This is a genomic window from Streptomyces siamensis (assembly GCF_039543605.1).
GTDB lineage: Bacteria > Actinomycetota > Actinomycetes > Streptomycetales > Streptomycetaceae > Streptomyces > Streptomyces siamensis.
The window spans coordinates 235424-254116 of record NZ_BAABKB010000023.1 but is presented as its reverse complement, the minus strand read 5'-3'; the positions used below and the strand labels follow the sequence as shown (position 1 = coordinate 254116).

Genomic DNA, 18693 nt, shown 5'->3' with positions numbered 1-18693 from the left:
TCTCTCTGCCCCCGGGACGGGGCAGACGGGCACCGGCCGTCCCGCACCGCAAGATTCATTCAGCTAGAAACGGAACCTCCAATGAAGAAGGCCCTCCTCGCCATGCTGCCCGTGGCCGCCCTGGCGCTCTCCGCGTGCGGCGGCGGCGGTTCGGACTCCAGCGCCTCCAACGACGCGCGCGGTCCGATCACCATCTGGTACTCCAACAACGCGCAGGAAGTCGCGTGGGGCAAGAAGATGGTCGCGGACTGGAACGCCGCTCATCCCAAGGAGAAGGTCACCGCTCAGGAGATCCCCGCGGGCAAGAGCTCCGAGGAGGTCATCGGAGCGGCGATCACCGCCGGCAACGCGCCGTGTCTGGTCCTCAACACCGCCCCGGCCGCCGTACCCGGATTCCAGAAGCAGGGCGGCCTCGTGGCGCTCGACGAGTTCCCCGACGGCAAGAAGTACCTGCAGGAGCGGGTCGGCGACAGGCTCTCCCAGTACGCGTCGCCGGACGGCAAGTACTACCAGATGCCGTGGAAGAGCAACCCGGTGATGATCTTCTACAACAAGGACCTGTTCAAGAAGGCCGGGCTGGACCCGAAGCACCCCAAGCTGTCCAGCTACAAGGACTTCCTTGCCACGTCGCACAAGCTCGTCGACAGCAAGGCCGCAAAGGCCGCGATCTGGCCGGCTCCGACGTCCGAGTTCTACCAGTCCTGGTTCGACTACTACCCGATGTTCGCGGCGCAGACCGGCAAGCAGCTGGTCGAGGACGGCAAGGCGCAGTTCGCCTCGCCCGACGGCATCAAGGCCGCCCAGATGTGGAAGACCATGTACGCCGACGGCCTGGCGCCCAAGGAGACGTACAACGGCGATGCTTTCGCCGAGGGCAAGGCCGCCATGGCCACCGTGGGTCCGTGGGCGGTCTCCGTCTACGGCGACAAGGTCAACTGGGGCGCCGTGCCGGTGCCCACCGCCGAGGGCACCCCCGGCAAGGGCACCTTCAGCGACGAGAAGTCCATCGGCATGTACACCTCCTGCAAGAACCGCGGGACGGCCTGGGACGTCATGAAGTTCGCCACCGGCAAGGAGCAGGACGGCAAGCTGCTCGAGGCGACCGGCCAGATGCCGATGCGTACCGACCTGGCGGCTGCCTACCCCTCCTACTTCGCTTCGCACAAGGAGTACGAGGTCTTCGCACAGCAGGCCGAGCACACCGTCGAGGCACCCAACGTGCCCAACTCCGTGGAGGTGTGGCAGACGTTCCGCGACGCCTACACCAAGGCCGTCATCTTCGGCAAGGGTGACCTCGACTCCGCGCTCAAGGGTGCCGCGGCCAAGGTGGACAAGCTCGCGGAAGGCCAGTGAGCACCCGCCATGTCCACTGCCTCTGACACTCACGGGTCCCGGCACAACGCCGGGACCGGGAGCAGGAAGCCGGGGCCCAGGCAGCCTTGGCGGTTGCGGCTCGGCGGCCACCAGCCCATCGGCATGCTCTTCGTCTCCCCGTACGTGCTCTATCTCGCCGCGATCTTCGTGTATCCCCTCGGCTTCGCCGTGTGGATGTCCTTCCACGACTACTTCTTCGCGGCACCCGGCGTCCAGGTCGACCGGCCCTTCGTGGGACTGGACAACTACACGACGGTGCTGACCGACCCTGCCGTCTGGCGGTCCTTCTACAACATCGCCGTCTTCCTGGTCATCAACGTGCCGCTGACCGTGCTCGCGTCCCTCGTCCTGGCGAGCGCGCTGAACAAGAAGCTGCCCTTCCGGTCGTTCTTCCGCACGGCGTACTACATCCCCTACGTCACCGCCAGCGTCGCGGTCGTCGGTGTGTGGATGTTCCTGTTCAACTCCGACGGCCTGGTCAACAACGCACTCGGATCGCTGGCGCCGCATCCGTCCTGGCTGGTGAACTCACACCTCGCCATGCCGCTCGTGGCGGTCTTCGTGGCCTGGAAGCAACTGGGCTTCTTCGTGGTGCTGTACCTGTCGGCACTGCAGAACGTGCCCCAGGAGCTCTACGAGTCGGCGGCCATCGACGGCGCCGGACGCCTGCGCATCTTCCGCTCCATCACGGTCCCGGCGGTGCGCCCGGCCACACTCCTGGTCCTGATCCTCGCCACCGTGACCGGCGCCAACCTGTTCACCGAGCCCTACCTGCTGACCAGCGGCGGCGGACCCGACGGCGCGACCACCTCGCCCGTGCTGCTGATGTACCAACGGGGACTGCAGCAGGGACACCCGGACGAGGCGGCGGCCATCGGCGTGATCCTGGTCATCCTGGTCACCGCCATCTCACTCGTGTACCGACGGTTCGTGGAGAGGGACTGAGATGACTGCCGACAGTGCGCCTCGTCCCATCGACGAGCAGCGTCCCACCCAGCACACCCCGCGAACCCGTCCACGGTCGATCGGATCACGGATCGCCCTGTTCATCGGCGCGATCGCCTTCCTCTTCCCCTTCTATTACATGATCATCGGCTCCCTGCAGAAGGAGCCCGACTCCAGCCCGTCCGGCGCGTTCCCGAACCCGGCGAACCTGAGCCTGCACAACTACACGGCGATCAACTCGGCGATCTCGCTGGGACGCTCCCTGGTGAACTCCGGCATCTTCACCGGCGGGGTCATCATCTGCACCACCGTGTTCGGTCTGCTCGCCGGCTACGCCCTGGCCCGGCTGCACTTCCGCGGCCGTGGCTCGACCTTCGCCCTGGTCCTGCTGGTCCAGGTCGTACCCTTCCAACTGCTGCTGATCCCGCTGTACGTGCTGATCGTCCGCGACTACGGTCTCGCCGACTCCTACCTCGGCATGATCCTGCCCTTCGCGATCAACACGAGCGCAGTCTTCATCTTCCGGCAGTTCTTCCTGCAACTGCCGCCCGCCCTGTTCGAGGCGGCCCGCCTGGACGGCGCCGGTGAACTGCAGATCCTGTTCCGCATCGCGGTGCCGCTGTGCAAACCGGCCCTGCTGTCGGTCGTGCTGCTCAGCTTCACCGGGCCCTGGAACGAGTTCCTGTGGCCGTTCCTCGTCACCAAGCGGCAGGACATGCAACCCCTGGCGGTCTCCCTGGCGAACTACATCAGCACCGTCGCCTCCGCTGCCGCCAACCCCTTCGGCGCCATCCTCGCCGGGGCGTGCGTGCTCGCCGCACCGGCCGTGGCCCTCTACGTGATCTTCCAGAGCCGTTTCACCTCCACCGACATCGACTCAGCAACGAAGGGCTGACCCCCCGTGTCCCACAGCACCACCCCCTCTGTTCCCTACACCCTCACCCGTGTCGGCGTCGTGATGTCCCCGCTGCCCGGCGAGGCCAACGAGGCCGAGGGCGTTCTCAACCCGGCCTCCGGACGCACCCCCGACGGCACGCTGCACCTGCTGCCGCGCCTGGTCTCCGAGGGCAACGTCTCCCGCGTCGGTCTCGCCGAAGTCACCCTCGAGGACGGTGTCCCCACCGGAGTCGAGCGCCGTGGCGTGGTGCTGGCACCCGACGCCGGCTGGGAGCGCGGCAAGAACAACGCCGGCGTGGAGGACCCCCGCACCACCTGGATCGAGGATCTGGGCCGCTACGTCATGTCGTACGTGGCCTACGGGCCGCTCGGACCCAAGCCCGCCCTCGCCGTCTCCGAGGACCTCCTCACCTGGGAACGCCTCGGGCCCATCCAGTTCGCCTACCAGGCGGACCTGGACACCGACCTCAACCTCTTCCCCAACAAGGACGTCGTGCACTTCCCCGAGCCCGTACCGGGCCCGGACGGCGCGCTCTCCTACGCCATGCTGCACCGCCCGATGTGGGACCTCGGCTGGTTCCGGCCGGGCGAGGGTGTGCACCTGCCCGCCGGAGTGACCGACGAGCGCCCCGGCATCTGGATCTCGTACGTGCCCGTCGACGAGGTGAAGCAGGACCTGAGCGCCCTGACCCGCCCGCGCCACCACCGCCTGGTCGCGCTGTCGGAACACCCCTGGGAAGACCTCAAGATCGGCGCCGGTCCGGCCCCCATCCGGGTCGACGAGGGCTGGCTGCTCATCCACCATGGCGTCTCCGGAACCATCGAGGACCCGTTCGCCCAGGTGCAGACGGTCAACTACGCGGCCGGCGCCATGATCCTCGACCCCGCCGACCCGGCCCGCGTCATCGCCCGCACCGCCGAACCGCTCATGGCCCCGGAGACCGAGGAGGAGCGCTCCGGCACCGTCCCCAACGTGGTCTTCCCGACCGCGATCGAGGAGATCGACGGCGTGCGCTACGTGTTCTACGGGATGGCCGACGCGCACATCGGCGTGGCCCGCCTGGACCGGTCCGAGTGAGCCCCAGCCCCGCAGGGCACGGCGTCGCGCTGGTCGGCTGCGGTGCCTTCGGCTCGTTCGTGCTGGACGCGATACGCGACATCCCCTCTCTCCGGGTCATCGCGTGCGCGGACGCCGACCGGGGCCGGGCCGCGGAACTCGCGGCCCGCCACGGCGCCACCGCCTACGCACGGGTGGAGGACGTGGCAGCCCTCCCCGACGTCGACGTGGTCGTCCTGGCCACCCCGCCGGCCGCTCACGCGGACGGCGCGGTGGCCGCCCTGCGGGCGGGCAAGCACGTCTTCTGCGAGAAGCCGATGGCGCTCACCGTCGAGGACGCCGCGCGCGTCGAGGCGGTGAGCCGCACCTCGCCAGGGGTGTTCGTCGTCGACCATGTGCTGCGCTACAACCCCCTCCTGCGGCTGCTCCAACGCCTCGGGCAGGAACAACTGCTGGACCCGTTGCGCCGGTTCGCCTTCGAGAACGACGCCTCCGACGAGGACCTCGGCCCGGACCACTGGTTCTGGGATCCGGAGCACAGCGGCGGCATCCACGTCGAGCACGGTGTGCACTTCTTCGACGCCGCCAACGCCCTGATGGGCAGCGGCCCGCTCCAAGTGCAGGGAACCGAGGTACGGCGCCCGGACGGCCCGGTGGACATCGTGGTGGCCACCGCCGTCCATCCAGGCGGCACCGTCGCCACCCACACCCACTCCTTCACCCACGCGCACCGCGCCGAGCGGCAGTTGATGCGACTGGACTACGGATTCGCCGAAGCCCGGGTCACCGGCTGGATCCCGACGTACGCGACACTCACCGTGTGGACCGACGAGGCGGGCGCGGCCCGCTGGGAAGCGCTGCCCGCACGGGCCGCCGAACTCCTCGCGGTCCCCGGCCTGCGCCCGCACGGCGAGGAACACGTCACGGTGACCGTGGCACGCGAGGCCGGCTCCTCCCGCCCGGCCCGCGGCAGAGGAATCACACGCAGCGTCCCGCACCGGGTCGACTGCGTCGTCGACCTGGGCGGCGAGGACCGCAAACCGCACGTGTACGCCGAGAGCGTGCGGGCGGCCATGACGGACCTCCTGCACTGCGCGGCACACGGCGGCACACCACAGGCCGACGCCCGCGCCGGGCTGACGGCCGTGGCCGTGGCGCGGGCGGCCACCGCGTCCGCGCAGAGCGGCCGGACCGTCGCCCTCACCGCCGCGGCCCCGGCCGGAGGCATCGGATGACAGTGCCCGACCTGCTCCTCGACGACGGCCACTCTGTCTGGTGGAGGGAGGCCGTCTGTTACGAGATCCACCCTCGTGCCTTCGCCGACGGCGACGGCGACGGCACCGGCGACCTGCCCGGAGCCACCGCCCGCCTGGACCACCTGGCGGACCTCGGAGTCGACGCGGTGTGGATCACCCCGTTCTACCCCTCGCCGCTGGCGGACGGCGGCTACGACATCTGCGACCACACCGGCGTCGCGCCCGACCTCGGGACGCCCGCCGACTTCGACGCCCTGGTGACGAAGGCACACGCGCTGGGCATCAAGGTCCTGGTCGACGTCGTTCCCAATCACACCTCCCACCGGCATCCCTGGTTCCAGGACGCGCTCGCCGCCGGCCCCGGCACGCCGGCCAGAGCGCGCTACATCTTCCGCGACGGCCTCGGCGAGAAAGGCGAACTGCCGCCCAACGACTGGCAGTCCGCGTTCGGCGGCCCCGCCTGGACCAGAATCGACGAGGCGGACGGCCGCCCCGGACAGTGGTACCTGCACCTGCACGCACCGGAGCAGCCCGACCTCGACTGGCGCCACACCGAGGTCGTCGCCGAGTTCGAGCGCATCCTCACACACTGGCTGGACCGCGGTGTCGACGGTTTCCGCGTCGACGTCGCCCACACCCTGTTCAAGGCCGAAGGCCTGCCCGACGCCGGCCCCGGCCAGCACCAGGACGTCCACCGCAACCACCTGATGCCCTACTACGACCAGGAGGAACTGCACCCGCTGTTCCGTGACTGGCGCGCCCTGCTGGACCGGCACCCCGCCCCCGCCGGGGCGGTGGCCCCACCCGAGCGCCTGATGGTTGCCGAGGCAGGCATCTTCGACCGTGAACGCCTCGCCCGCTACGTCGCACCGGGAGAGATGCAGCAGACGTTCAACTTCGCCTTCCTGGAATGCCCTTGGGACGGACCCGCGATGCGGGAGGTCGTCGAGCAGTCGGCACGCGCCATGCAGGCCGTCGGCGCCCCCGTCACCTGGGTGCTCTCCAGCCACGACGCGATCCGTCCGGTCAGCCGCTACGGGGGCGGCCGGCTCGGCGGACGACGCGCCCGTGCGGCGGCGCTGCTGATGCTGGGCCTGCCGGGCGCGGCGTACATCTACCAGGGCGAGGAACTGGGCCTGCCCCAGGCCCTCGTGCCCGACGACCGGATCCGCGACCCCCTGTGGGTACGCTCCGAACACCTCCAACGGGGACGCGACGGCTGCCGCGTACCCCTGCCCTGGGCGGGGAGCGTCCCTCCGTACGGCTTCAGCGACGCCACCGCGGAGAACTGCTGGTTCCCGCAGCCCGCCGACTGGGCGGAACTCACCGTCGCGGCACAGCACGAGGACGAGCGATCCATGCTGGCCCTGTACAGGGCAGCAATGCGCCTACGGCGCGCCCATCCCGCATCCGACACCGCACTACGGATCCACGGCCCCGAGAACGGCGAGTGGTTCGCCTTCCAACGGGCGGCCGGGTTGCACTGCCTGGTCAACTTCGGACCACGGCCCGTCCCCCTGGACGATCACGCCGAGGTACTGCTGTCCAGCGCACCGCTCGACGACCGCGCCGTCCCTCAGGACACCGCGGTCTGGATCACCTACAAGGAGTACCAACAGTGAACACGGGACCAGGCGTCGACCTCTCCGCACTGGTGAAGGCGTACGACGTCCGTGGCATCGTCCCTGATCAGCTCGACGAGGACCTCGCCCGGCTGTTCGGCGCCGCCTTCGTCGAGACAACCGGCGCCACAGCCATCGTCACCGGGCACGACATGCGCCCCAGCTCACCCGCTCTGGCACGTGCCTTCGCCCAGGGTGCCGCCGGGCAGGGAGCCGACGTCATCGAGATCGGCCTGTGCTCCACGGACGAGCTGTACTTCGCCAGCGGCCACCTCGACCGGGCCGGCGCGATGTTCACCGCCAGCCACAACCCCGCCCGCTACAACGGCATCAAGATGTGCCGGGCCGGTGCGGCACCGATCGGTCAGGACACGGGACTGCGCGACATCCGCACGCTCGTGGAGTCCTGGGCAGCGGGCGAGCCCCTCCCGTCCCCGGACCGCGCAACCGGATCCGTCACCCGGCGCGACCTGCTCGCCGACTACGCGGCCCACCTCCTGGGCCTCGTCGACGTCAGCACCGTCCGCCCCCTCAAGATCGTGGTGGACGCCGGCAACGGCATGAGCGGCCTGACCGTGCCCGCCGTCTTCCGCGACGTGCCGGTGGACATCGTCCCCCTGTACTTCGAACTCGACGGCACCTTCCCCAACCACGAGGCCAACCCACTGAACCCGGCCAACATCGTCGACCTGCAACGCGCCGTACGCGAGAACGAGGCCGACCTCGGGCTCGCCTTCGACGGCGACGCCGACCGCTGCTTCGTGGTCGACGAGCACGGCGAGGCCGTCGCCCCCTCCGCCGTGACCGCGCTGATCGCCGCCCGCCTCCTGGCCGCCCACCCGGGAAGCACCGTCCTGCACAACCTGATCACCTCCCGGACCGTGCCCGAAGTGGTCCGCGAACTCGGTGGAGAACCGGTCCGCACACGGGTGGGCCACTCCTTCATCAAGGCCGAGATGACCCGCACGGGCGCAGTGTTCGGCGGCGAGCACTCGGCGCACTACTACTTCCGCGACTTCTGGAACGCCGACACCGGCATGCTGGCCGCCCTGCACGTGATCGCCACGCTCGGCACACAGCAGGAACCCTTGTCCCACCTGGTGCGCCGCTACCAGCGCTACGCGGCGTCGGGGGAGATCAACAGCACCGTCCACGACCAGAAGTCCACCATCGCGGCCGTACGCGACGCCTTCACCGCCCGGACCGGGGTGACCAGCGACGAACTCGACGGCCTGACCGTCTCCGCCACCGACTGGTGGTTCAACCTGCGCCCCTCCAACACCGAACCGATGCTTCGGCTCAACGTGGAGGCGGTGGACACGGACGCACTCGCCCGGGTGCGGGACGAGGTCCTGGCACTGGTGCGCCGCTGAGACGGTGCCGCCGGAATCTGGTGTCATGGCCATCGCCAGCAGTACGTCACGATCGGGGGCGCAGGCCGATGGAGTACGTCGATGTCGATGCTCAGGTCGGTGACCTGTCAGGGGTCTTGGACCCGGCTGCCTATCTGGAGCACCTGCCCTCGATCTCTGCTGACCTGCCAGCTGGAGCCCGGGCTTTCGCGACCGACAGTGACCACTACGACTTCCTGAGCAGGCGATGCGTGAAAGATCTGGCGCTTCAGGCCGTCCGGGGCGCCGGCGACGAGGAGATGGAGGTCGAGTTCCGGCACAACTGCTGGAAGCACGATCAAGACCTGGTCATCCACTACACAGGCGTGTCCCGCTTCGCCGTCGATCCCGTCGACGCCGCCGCGACGGACCTCGGAACCGTGATTCTCGACGAGATCCTGCCGCACCGAGACGGCTGCAACCACGAGATCGCTTGCTGGGACGGCACACTCACCATCGTGTGCCGCGACCTCCAGGCGACCTGGACCGAGACCGACTGCTCAAGCAAGCCGTAGGCACGACAGCCTGTGGGAATCGTCGAGCGGCTGGTGCCGGACGAGCTGTGGGAACTGCTCCGTGCCCTGATGTTGCGCCATGCTGGACCTGCGAATGCACCGAGACCGGGCATCGCCGCGGACAACTGACGCCCCCGCCGGGGCCCACAGGAGCTCAGATGACTTGGGCCAAAGGCATAGGGCCCCCAGGTCGGCACGCCGACGGCGCCCCATAGACGGGTACCCCTTCCTCGTCTCCGATCTCCGAGACTGCCAAGCAACGCGCCCACCAGCGGGCTCTGGTCGGTCGGTGATGGAACAGGTGGCTTCGTTCGCGTCGACAGACAGCGAATGCACATGGGCTCTGACAGCAGATGACGATCTCGGGATGGTTGAGTGTTCACCGGAGATGAAGGCACTCCGGCTCGCGGGGGTACATGACTGGCCGCCCGCGAGGGCAGCGGGCCATGAGTTGAGGACCGTCAGATTCGCTCGACGTACGGAGCCCGCCATGCCGGGGAAGGCTCCGCTCCTGGCTCCGTCCAGTATTCGCGCCCCCTGACGACCAGCCCGTCGTGGACAGTCCAGAAGGACGCCACCCGATGGATTCCCATCGTGTCGTGAGGAACCTCGACCTCGGATACGACTTCGCTCCCGGACGCCAGGATGCGAAGGACCTTGATCGACCATCCCTCCGGATACTCCGCGTTGATACGTACGTAGTTCTCCCGGCCGCAGATGCGTTCACCGCTCACCGGCCATTCCACAACCACATCGTCCGACAGCAGTTCGCCGACGCCTGCCCAGTCCCGGGCCTGCATGCGGTCCCAAAGCATCTGAATGGTCTTTGAAGGCTCCATGACCACATCCTGCCCGGCACCACTGACAGCAGCTGTGGTCTCTTGCCATGGCACCAGCATCGATTCCGGGAGGACTGCCGTTGGCACTCAGCCTCCCTTAGAGCTCGTAACAGGATCTTGTCGATGCGCCCTGTTCGGGCGTGACCGATGTGGCGATTCGGCCGTTCGCGTCGTGTGACGACTCGGCCTTGGATCGTGGACGACGGCTTGTGCGCACGGATCGAACCATTGCTCCCGCCCTGGTCCGAGCGGTCACCGGGGCCGAAGCCGGTGGACGACCGGTTGTGCCTGCAGGGCATCTTGTGCGTACTGCACCAGGACATTGCCTGGCAGCTCCTGCCCCTGGAGCTGGAGTTCGGCTCCGGACAGACCTGCTGGCGGCGTCTGGACCGCTGGCAGCAGGCCAGAGTCTTTGAGGAACTGCACCGCCTCCTGTGCGCCGAGCTGAACGCGGCCGGCGAACTCGACTGGTCCCGCGCGTGCGTGGACGGCTCTCACATCCGCGTGAAAAAGGGGGGAGCTGCGACCGGCCCGTCGCCGGTCGTCCGGCGGAAGACAGGCAGCAAACGCCACATGATCTGCGACGGCAAGGGCGCCCCGCTCCACGTCATCACCACCGCCGCCAACGTCAACGACATCACCCAGACCCTCGACCTGGTCGACGGCATCCCGCCGCCGGACGGCCCGGCCGACCACGACGGCGACCCGAGGCCGTCCTGGGCGACAAGGCGTACGACTGCAAAGCCGTACGCCGACAGTTGCGGCACCGCAGAATCCTGCCGGTGATCTCCCGCAAAGGCGCCCCGGACATCAGGGGCCTGGGCAGGCTCCGCTACGTCGTCGAGCAGACCTTCGCCCTGCTCCACCAGTTCGAACGCCTTGCATCCGATGGGAACGACGCCTCGAACTCCATGACGCCTTCGTCTCGTTGGGCTGCAGCCTCATTTGCTGGAGGCGCCTCAAGAAGGCCAGATCCTGATCACGTCAGGGGCTCACATGGTGGGGCAGGTCGTGTTTACTGCATCAGCTCGGTGTGGGGGTGCTCGGGTGAGGCTGGGCAGACATAGAGCTGTTGCTTGTATCCGCGGCCGATCTGGATGGCGGCGGGCTGATCGAGGCGAGGTTCACCACCCCTGGTGGGAATCGCTGGTTCTCGCAGTTCGCACGGGATCCAGCCGCGGTCGCTGCTGCCCCATTCGGCCGAGGGGATGGTCAGCAGGGGGTTCATCTCGGTGTCGCATGTGGGGCAGGACTGAGGGATCGGGTCGGTCAAGCCCCAGGAGGCCCAGCCGCCGACCTTCCAGCCCGGCGCCACGCAGAGGTTGATCCGGTAGAACTCCGCCGGGTACGACGCGTAGCGGCTGTCCACCACGTCACCGGCGGCCTCCCACCTGCCCCAGTCATCGAGCAGGCTGAGTATGTCCGGGCTCAGCACCGAAGGGTGGGGGTACTCGGTGATCTGCTCCGGGAGGAGCAGGCACGGCTCGGGCAGGTAGCCCTGGTACTGCACCGCGGGCGGCTCCGGGGGCGCGGTGAGGACGTTGGTCACCTCGGCTTCGGACCGCCAAAACAGCACGGTCTTGGGCATGTAGCTCTTCGGCGGGTGGTCGAAAGGACACCACAGCACCTGGAGCAGATCCGTACCGGCGGGCGTGCGCAGGTCGGGGATGTCCCGTGTGTAGAACTGCGCCAGCGGCAACAGCGCTATCGACCCTTCATACGGTCGGAGGCTCGGTTTCGGTCTCGGATAGGTCCTTGAGGGCTTGATGCGGGCGAGGGTTTCCCGTTCCTGCGAGGTGAAGTCCCGGCCCTGCGCGGCGGCACGGATCCGGCGTAGCACTTTCAGGTCCGCCAACGGCATGAGCGGGTCCGTTCCGTACCACTCGTGCGGTCCGTCGCAGTGTGGCCAGGGCTCATCGGCGGGCCACAGCAGCGGACCGCCGACCGAGCTACGACGCGGGGACGGGGATGCGGGAACGGGGTGCAACCGAGTCGCCGTGCGGGCCAGTGGCGCCAGTTGAGGAAAGAGCGCGGTCACGTCGAGCGGCCGCGGCGGCGTAGTACGCGTGATCTTCATAGCGGGCGATACTGCCAGCAGCCACTGACACTGGTGCAGATCAAACCACCACCACAGCCCGATCGTTCAGGCGCCACCAAGGTGTCACACGACGCGACCGGCCGGATCACATCGGTCATGCCCAAGCAGGACACATCGACAAGATCCTGTTACGAGCTCTTAGCGAATTCACAGCCCCGGGCCCCGCGGCATTCTGTCGCCGCAGTGTCGAGTCTCCTTTTCGGAGCAGTGAGGATGCTCCGTTCTGGCCGGCAGCCGGCGGCGACAGGCAGGCACGGCCTTCGACGGGTGTAGGCGAGCCCTGTCGGGCTCCGCGACAGTGAGGATCTCGAACGGGGTGCCATCGGCCCCGGGCGACCGATCCACCAGGCGCGCCGGCTGATCGCGCCGTGCCGGATCAGCCTCCGAGACGGGAGGCCTGCCCTGGCTCTGGTGCGAGTCTCCGTGTGCAAGTATCCGGCGGAAGGAGGGACCGAGGGGCGGAGCCTGCGCCACATGCGGGTGGAGAGCGAGTGGCGTCACGTGGCCGGGAGAGCATCAGCCCGTTCGCGGGACTCGGCGGCTTCCCGCTCGGCGTCCGCTTGCAGATAGGCGTCAGCGGCATGAAGCCAGCAGGCGCGGGCTTCAGTGTGACGGCCGACGGCCTCGTAGACCTCTGCCAAGTGCTGTTGCGTTTCGCCCACGGCATGCCAGTCCTCGAACTCGCGGTGGGTCTCCAGAGCTTTCTCGTATGCGTGTACGGCCTCTGTCACTCGTCCCGTGCACCACAGCGCGTATCCCGTGTTGTGCCAGGCCTTGGCCTCACGATCACGGTTGCCGGCCTCCCGGAAAAGATCGCGAGCCCGTGTGTGCGCGTCGATGGCCTCCTCGGGGCGGCCCATGTCCACAAGGGTGAGGCCGAGATTGTTCCAGACGTAGGCCTCGCCATTGCCGTCATTCATGGCCTGGAAGAGCTCACAGGCCTGGCCGAGGACATCGGCGGCCTCTTGCAGCCGGCCTGCCACACGCAGCGCGGAGCCGTGGTAGTTCCAGGCGTAGGCCTCCCCATTGCGGTCGCCGACCGCCTTGGACAGCTCACGCGCGCGTACCAGGGCACTGATGGCCTCGTCGGGACGGTCCGCCGACCGCAAGGCCAGTCCCAGGTCGTTCCAGGCACGGGCTTCGGCCTCGTGATCGCCGATGCGTTCAGCAGCCTCTTGGGCGTAGCTGCTGATCACAACGAATTCGTCGAAGTAGCGGCGGAAGTACAGATATCTGCCCAGCATGTCTCCTAGCTGGATCACGGCGCTGGCGTGGCCTGCCTCCACGGCCCACTGAATGGTGGCCAGTAGGTTGGCTCGCTCCGTGTCGAGCCACGAGATGGCCTGCGCCCGGCTCTCGAACCTCCGCGACACGGCAGTGCCGGGCCACCAGCGCAGCCGTGCGACCGCGGCGGCTGTGCGCTGGAGATAGTGGTCCAGTACCCGCCCCCGGGCGGCTGCGGCCTCGTCCACCAACGTGGCACTGCCTTCCGCGGCACCCACCGCGTACTCGCGAACCAAATCGTGCATGCGCCATCGGTGACGGCCGCTGCCCCTTTCCACCAAATGAGCCCGTTCCAGTGCAGCGAGGTCGCCGAGCGGTGACTCGCCGTCACCCAGGAGCGCGGTCAGGGCGTCGATTCCGGTTTCCGGGCCCGGCGCAACAGCCAGCATGCGCAGCAGCCTGGCGTGTTGCTCCGGTAGGGCGCGATAGGAGAGTTCCAAAGTGGCACGCATGCTGCGGTCCCCATCGTCCAGTTGGTCAAGACGGTTGCGAGATGCGCTCAGTGCGCGGCCGAGTTCACTGATGGGCATGCGCTGGTCCGCGATCAACAGGGCCGCGGCGATCTGCAGGGCGAGCGGTAGACAGCCGCAGAGCTTGGTCAGAGCGGACGTCGAGGCACTGTCGTCCATCAGGCGCGCATCGTCGGGGTTTGCCGTAAGCAATGCGCGTCCGAGCAGGTCGCACGCGCTTTCCGTCGACAACTCGTCCAAGGCGACCAGACGTGCACCGAGGGTGGGGAACTTGTGCCGTGAGGTGGTCAGGAGACGGTGTGCGGAGTCGCCGGGCAACAGCGGACGGACCTGTGCGACTGACGACGCGTTGTCTGCCACGACCAGAGCGGGTCCCTTCTCTCGTGCGAGGCGGGCCAGCGCCGTGCGGTAGAAAGCTGCACGTTCCTCGGCCCGCACAGGGATGTGCTTCGGTTGAGTGCCGAGTGCCCGCAGCAACGACTGCAGTGCCAGGTCGGCGGTGACAGGCGCGTCGTCGTAGCCGTGCAGATCGATGAAAAGCGTGCCGCCGGGAAACCACCCGCGGTTCCGGGCCTCATGGGCGGCCTCCACTGCCAGTGCCGTCTTACCGATTCCTCCGAGCCCCGACACTGCAGCGACCAACACGGCCTGCGGACCCGGCTGGGTCGGGTCGAGTGCTTCGAGGAGCCCGTGCAGTTCGTCGTCGCGGCCGGTGAATCCAGCTGCTCTCGCAGGCAGTGAATCGAGCGCCGTAGGCGCGGGCTGATACTGGTGGTACTCGACCTTGCCGACCACTGGTCCGGCGAACTCGCTGTCTCTGAAGTCGAGGTGATCGTCGTACCTGGCAGTCATCATGCTCCCCCGCGATGCCACTTTGTTCGACCAAGGTACGCCGCCCCAACCATGGGTGACAGGTCCTTCGTACCTCGCTGTGTGCAAGCCCGCCGTGGCCGGTTTCTCGATCATCGACAGAGCCACGCCACCGAAAACCTGGCCTGGCCCCGGTGGCCTGAGGTGTCGTCACATATCAGCGAAGGTCTGATTCGATCCGTTGTTCGCATCCTCTGGCGGTGAGATCGTGGAGCATCGATGGGCGGCGTTCATCCTGGAGCGGAATGCGGGCTTCTCCATGGTTGCCCGAGTCCGTGACGGTCTCTGGACGCTGCATCCGTTGTGAGGGGTTCTGGAGGGGGAGCGGGCAGGTGAGTATGATCGCGGATCTTGAACGAGACTTGGCCAGGTGTATCAGAGAATACGTCGATGGTCGGCAGGAAGCCCTCACCGATGCTCTGTCCCTGGTGTCTCTTCCCTCTGCGTTTCCCGGCCTTGTTCGCGACATCATGAGCGACGCGGACCGATTCGCGGATGTCGTTCGCCGCTCGGTCGTGCACCCTAACGGCTTCGCCAAGATCGTGCTTCTGACCTCCCCTGGATACCGGCTTCGGCTCCATGTCTGGCGCGACGGTGGCGAAGCGGCGGCGGATTTCCGGGAGAGTATCCACAATCACCGATGGGACTTCGCCGCCACTGTCGTCGCGGGGGCCTATCGGCACCAAGAGTTCCAGGAGTCCGAAGGTGGCACGTCGTTCTTCGGGTACTGCTACCGGCCCGCCGAGGACGGTCGGTCCTACCGGCTCGTCCCCGTGGGTACGCAGACTCTTCGGTGCGTCTTCGACGCCCGTCTTGCCCAGGGCTGCCGGTACACGATGTCCAGCATGGTGCTTCACAGAGTGGTGCCAGATTTTGCCCAGCCTCCGGTGAGCCTGGTGTTGGAGGGACCACACCAGCCCGCCGCTGTCGACGTGTTCACCGAGCACGACCTCGAGCTGAGGGCATCGGTACCTTTCGTCTCCCTCTCGGTGAAGTCTCTGAGGCGCCATCTCAGTGCAGTTGCCGCTTTGCCGGCCTTCAGCCTCGGTTCCTCATGAAGCGGCCAGGATGCAGGAGCAGCAACGGCTTGTCCGTTCGCTGGGAAGCGGGTGTCGGCGGTGAGCAGGCCCGGCCGGCCATTCCCAGCTGGGGTCACACGCGTGCTCTGGCTCGGGGATGCGGTGCAACCGGGGGTGCTGTTGAAGCGGACGCACGGTCCCCAGCTTTCCGGGGCGGAGGTCGTGCACCACTGCAGAGGGGATCTCTGGGGCTGGCCCTGTGGCACGAGGTGGAGGCAGGTGAGGACCCCGTCGAAAGCGGCGACAACGGAACCCCACCAGCGCATCAGCACAGGCGACTCGTACACGTGGTGTGGGACGGAAACCCGGGCACGGCATCTGACGATCACATCGCACGACTTCTTTGCGCCTGACGGACAAGACCTCGTTCTGAAAGGCGTGCCCGTCCCCTCCAGGGCCTGACAGGGCCCTGGAGGAGTTTTCCGGGATCCAGGGGCGCCGAGCACAAGAGCGGCCGGAATCAGGGGGCACGCTCACTCAGGACGTGCCGTATCCCTCCAGTTCCGGACCGCATCGGTCGCTCATGGTGGCGCTTGCCGGTTCAGGGGCGCACATCGACGTAGTCGCCGGTGGCCTTGGCCGGGCCGGTGGTGTTGGTGCCGGTGAAGTTCCACCGCCAGTAGCCGTCCTTGACGGCCTTGACCGTGGTGCGAAGGGTGCCGGTGCTGCTGGTGTTCACCGTGGCCACCGTCGTGTAGGTGTCGCTGCCCTTCGGGCGGAACTGCAGTTTCACGGCCTGACCCGTGTATCCCGCATACCGGTAGGTGTCCCAGTTGGCCCGCACGAGCTTGCCGGTGACGGTGATACGAGCGCCCTTGGCCACCGGTTCCGGTGAGGCGTTGACGGTCAGTTGTGCGGCACGCTTGAGGCCGAACGACGCCACGCCGCGGGCAAAGACGGAAACGCCGTCGTTGGTGTCGACCAAGGCGTCGACCGACCAGGTTCCCGCGTTGGCGTTGGCCAGGTCCACCGGGTCGTCGCTGCCCGGAGCAGGGTGGGCGTTGACGGTGAACCCCATCGTGCATGCCGTCGCGGTCTCGCAGAACGCATCGGTGGTGTAGAAGCCGCCGTGGGGCCCCTTCAGATCCACATCGGCGAAGGACAGCCCGGAGTCATCCGATCCGGTGACCGTGACGGGGAACTGCACGTTGTGCGTGATACCCACGATGACGTCATGTCCGGAGTTGACGGTGGCACCGCTGACCACCGGGTCGCTGGACGCGGTACCGGACGCGGCGTCGGCCGAGGCGCCGACCCCCGCCAGCAGGACGGTGGCCGCCCCCACCGCGACACCGCGGCTTGTTGCGCGACCTATGGGCTTGCGTCGTCTGGCACGTGCGGCGGTGACGGGCGGGGCGATGTCGCGCCCGCCGCGTTGTCCGTCGCCAGGTGGTGCGGCGAAGCGGCTCATGGATCCTCCCAGGGATGACAGGCCTTGCTGCCAACCACGCTGCGGACGACGGCAGTTGGTGGCGAGCGCAGGAGAGCGATGTGTGTCGCTCCCTACGACTGCCGAACCGGCCCGATCGTTGCCCCCGGCCGGACGGGAAAACAACCCGCCACCCATCACGGGGGTCGGGCGATGGACGAGCAGGAGGGTGGATCTGGCGGCGTTCGGAGGTGAAGCCGGGCAGGGCGTGCATCACCGCGAGGGCGACCTGCTCGGCATCGCTGAGCCTGGGCGGGATCCCGATGACGGGGCGTCACGGCGCCAGGTACGGCGATTCCTTCAGCAGGTCGTCGGGCGTCAGGTAGAGCGCGGTCGCGAGGGAGCCCAGGTCTGGCGTGACAACCGACCTTTGGACTCCCTCGCTTCATGTCATGCGCGCCGGCGATCCCTTCTGCGACGTGCCAAGACAGGTGTCACCAATTCTGCGGGCCGACCTGGGCTTCGGTGGCGCAGCGGGCGCGCCACTTGTCACCGGATGGTCGACCTTGTTGCCACCTGCTCCGAGTTTTAGGACCAGTTGACACCGAGCGCACGGAGATTCGGCAGATCGGAGGACCGGAGAACAGCAGTGAGGTCTTGCGATGCGGATCCCCGGGTCACGCTTGTTGGAGCCGGTAGCGGTGCGGGGCGTTGCCCCGGGCGCCGGAGCGTTGGCAGGGACGGCCACTACGGATCTGTTCGAGATGCGTAGGCGCAGCGGCATCAGTCCGGCGGGTGATGGCCGCCGGGCCCATCACCAGGGCACTACGCCGGCGTCGTCGAAGAACTGCCCGGTGGGGCCGTCGTCGGGCAGGGTGGCAAGTTTGATGGCGATCGCCGCGCCCTGTTCGGGGGTGCGCACGCCGCGGAAGCCGTTGAGGTCGGTGGCGACGTAGCCGGGGCAGCCGGTGTTGATCAGGATGTTCGTGCCGCTCAGCTCCCGGGCGTATTGGAGGGTGACGGCGTTCAGGAACGTCTTGGACGGCGCGTACGCCGCGGACACCGGACCTGTCGTCTGCTCGGCGGCGGGTCCTGACTGCCGGGTGAGGGAGCCGACGCTGCTGGACATGTTCACGATCCGTGGTGCGGCGGAGCGGCGCAGCAGCGGCAGCATCGCGTTGGTGACGCGGATGACGCCGATCACGTTGGTGTCCACGACCGTGTGGATGGTGGCGGGGTCGATCCGGGTGGGCTCCTGCGGCATGTCGCCTGCGATGGCGGCGTTGTTGACGAGCACGTCGAGGCGTCCGACCTGTTCGTCGATCAGCCGTGCGGCGGCGGTCGCGCTCGCGTCGTCGGTCACGTCCAGCGGTACGGCGAACGCGTCGATGCCGGCGGCGCGCAGCTTCTCCACCGCGGCGCTACGGCGGTGCTCGTCACGGGCGCCGACGCCGACGCTCCAGCCGAGGGTGCCCAGGCCTGCGGCGATCTCGTAGCCGATTCCCTTGTTCGCGCCGGTGACCAGCGCGATCGTCCGTTCAGTCATAGGGACGATGCTGCCCGCGGGCCTCGGCTGGGGTCCAAGACCGATCGGGTGCGCAACGATACCGTCAGGGTATTGATCCGG

At 68.0% G+C, this 18693-nt stretch carries 14 protein-coding genes and 2 pseudogenes; 10 read left to right on the top strand and 6 right to left on the bottom strand.

Annotation, left to right across the window (positions count from 1 at the left end; translation table 11 throughout):
- Positions 1-81 precede the first annotated feature (81 nt).
- The 8 genes from ABEB03_RS28155 (at position 82) to ABEB03_RS28120 (ending at position 9057) form a co-directional block, all read left to right on the top strand.
- The gene (locus ABEB03_RS28155; protein WP_345655331.1) at positions 82-1353 is read left to right on the top strand and encodes an extracellular solute-binding protein; all 1272 of its coding nucleotides are present in this window, start codon (positions 82-84) and stop codon (positions 1351-1353) included.
- A gap of 9 nt (positions 1354-1362) precedes the next feature.
- Positions 1363-2319, top strand: a complete 957-nt coding sequence (locus ABEB03_RS28150; protein ID WP_345655329.1) for a carbohydrate ABC transporter permease — start codon at positions 1363-1365, stop codon at positions 2317-2319.
- 1 nt (position 2320) lies between these two features.
- The gene (locus ABEB03_RS28145) at positions 2321-3214 is read left to right on the top strand and encodes a carbohydrate ABC transporter permease (protein WP_345655327.1); all 894 of its coding nucleotides are present in this window, start codon (positions 2321-2323) and stop codon (positions 3212-3214) included.
- 63 nt (positions 3215-3277) lie between these two features.
- A complete protein-coding gene (locus ABEB03_RS28140) occupies positions 3278-4294 on the top strand; it encodes a glycoside hydrolase family 130 protein (protein ID WP_425589314.1) in 1017 nt (338 codons plus the stop codon).
- Positions 4291-5508, top strand: a complete 1218-nt coding sequence (locus ABEB03_RS28135; RefSeq protein ID WP_345655323.1) for a Gfo/Idh/MocA family protein — start codon at positions 4291-4293, stop codon at positions 5506-5508. The genes ABEB03_RS28140 and ABEB03_RS28135 overlap by 4 nt, the downstream gene beginning before the upstream one ends.
- Entirely contained in the window at positions 5505-7151 is a 1647-nt protein-coding gene (locus ABEB03_RS28130) for a glycoside hydrolase family 13 protein (protein ID WP_345655321.1), read from the top strand. Before ABEB03_RS28135 ends, ABEB03_RS28130 begins: the two co-directional genes overlap by 4 nt.
- Complete coding sequence (locus tag ABEB03_RS28125; RefSeq protein ID WP_345655319.1) at positions 7148-8524, top strand: phosphomannomutase/phosphoglucomutase; 1377 nt, start codon at positions 7148-7150, stop codon at positions 8522-8524. Before ABEB03_RS28130 ends, ABEB03_RS28125 begins: the two co-directional genes overlap by 4 nt.
- Positions 8525-8592: 68 nt before the next feature.
- Positions 8593-9057 carry a response regulator transcription factor gene (locus ABEB03_RS28120; RefSeq protein ID WP_345655317.1) on the top strand — a complete coding sequence of 155 codons (465 nt, stop codon included), beginning with the start codon at positions 8593-8595 and terminating at the stop codon, positions 9055-9057.
- 461 nt (positions 9058-9518) lie between these two features.
- Here the strand turns inward: ABEB03_RS28120 and ABEB03_RS28115 are convergent, their stop codons facing one another.
- Positions 9519-9983, bottom strand: coding sequence for a nuclear transport factor 2 family protein (locus tag ABEB03_RS28115; protein WP_345655315.1), 465 nt, complete (start codon positions 9981-9983; stop codon positions 9519-9521).
- A gap of 60 nt (positions 9984-10043) precedes the next feature.
- Here ABEB03_RS28115 and ABEB03_RS28110 point away from each other — a divergent pair.
- Positions 10044-10875, top strand: a pseudogene (locus ABEB03_RS28110) (IS5 family transposase).
- 36 nt (positions 10876-10911) lie between these two features.
- Here the strand turns inward: ABEB03_RS28110 and ABEB03_RS28105 are convergent.
- Together ABEB03_RS28105 and ABEB03_RS28100 are read right to left on the bottom strand one after the other, a co-directional pair.
- Positions 10912-11595, bottom strand: coding sequence for a non-ribosomal peptide synthetase (locus ABEB03_RS28105; RefSeq protein ID WP_345655313.1), 684 nt, complete (start codon positions 11593-11595; stop codon positions 10912-10914).
- An 896-nt stretch (positions 11596-12491) separates the two neighbouring features.
- Complete coding sequence (locus ABEB03_RS28100; RefSeq protein ID WP_345655311.1) at positions 12492-14603, bottom strand: tetratricopeptide repeat protein; 2112 nt, start codon at positions 14601-14603, stop codon at positions 12492-12494.
- A gap of 347 nt (positions 14604-14950) precedes the next feature.
- On the opposite strand from ABEB03_RS28100, the gene ABEB03_RS28095 reads away from it, so the two are divergent.
- Positions 14951-15676, top strand: a complete 726-nt coding sequence (locus ABEB03_RS28095; RefSeq protein ID WP_425589311.1) for a hypothetical protein — start codon at positions 14951-14953, stop codon at positions 15674-15676.
- 562 nt (positions 15677-16238) lie between these two features.
- On the opposite strand, the gene ABEB03_RS28090 is transcribed toward ABEB03_RS28095, so the two are convergent.
- The 3 genes and pseudogenes from ABEB03_RS28090 to ABEB03_RS28085 form a co-directional block, all read right to left on the bottom strand.
- Positions 16239-17108 (bottom strand): calcium-binding protein, encoded by an 870-nt coding sequence (locus ABEB03_RS28090; protein ID WP_345655309.1) that lies wholly within the window; start codon positions 17106-17108, stop codon positions 16239-16241.
- A 196-nt stretch (positions 17109-17304) separates the two neighbouring features.
- A pseudogene (locus ABEB03_RS45440) lies at positions 17305-17475 on the bottom strand (IS982 family transposase); the annotation flags it as partial.
- Positions 17476-17880: 405 nt separating this feature from the next.
- Entirely contained in the window at positions 17881-18612 is a 732-nt protein-coding gene (locus tag ABEB03_RS28085; RefSeq protein ID WP_345655307.1) for an SDR family oxidoreductase, read from the bottom strand.
- Positions 18613-18693 lie beyond the last annotated feature (81 nt).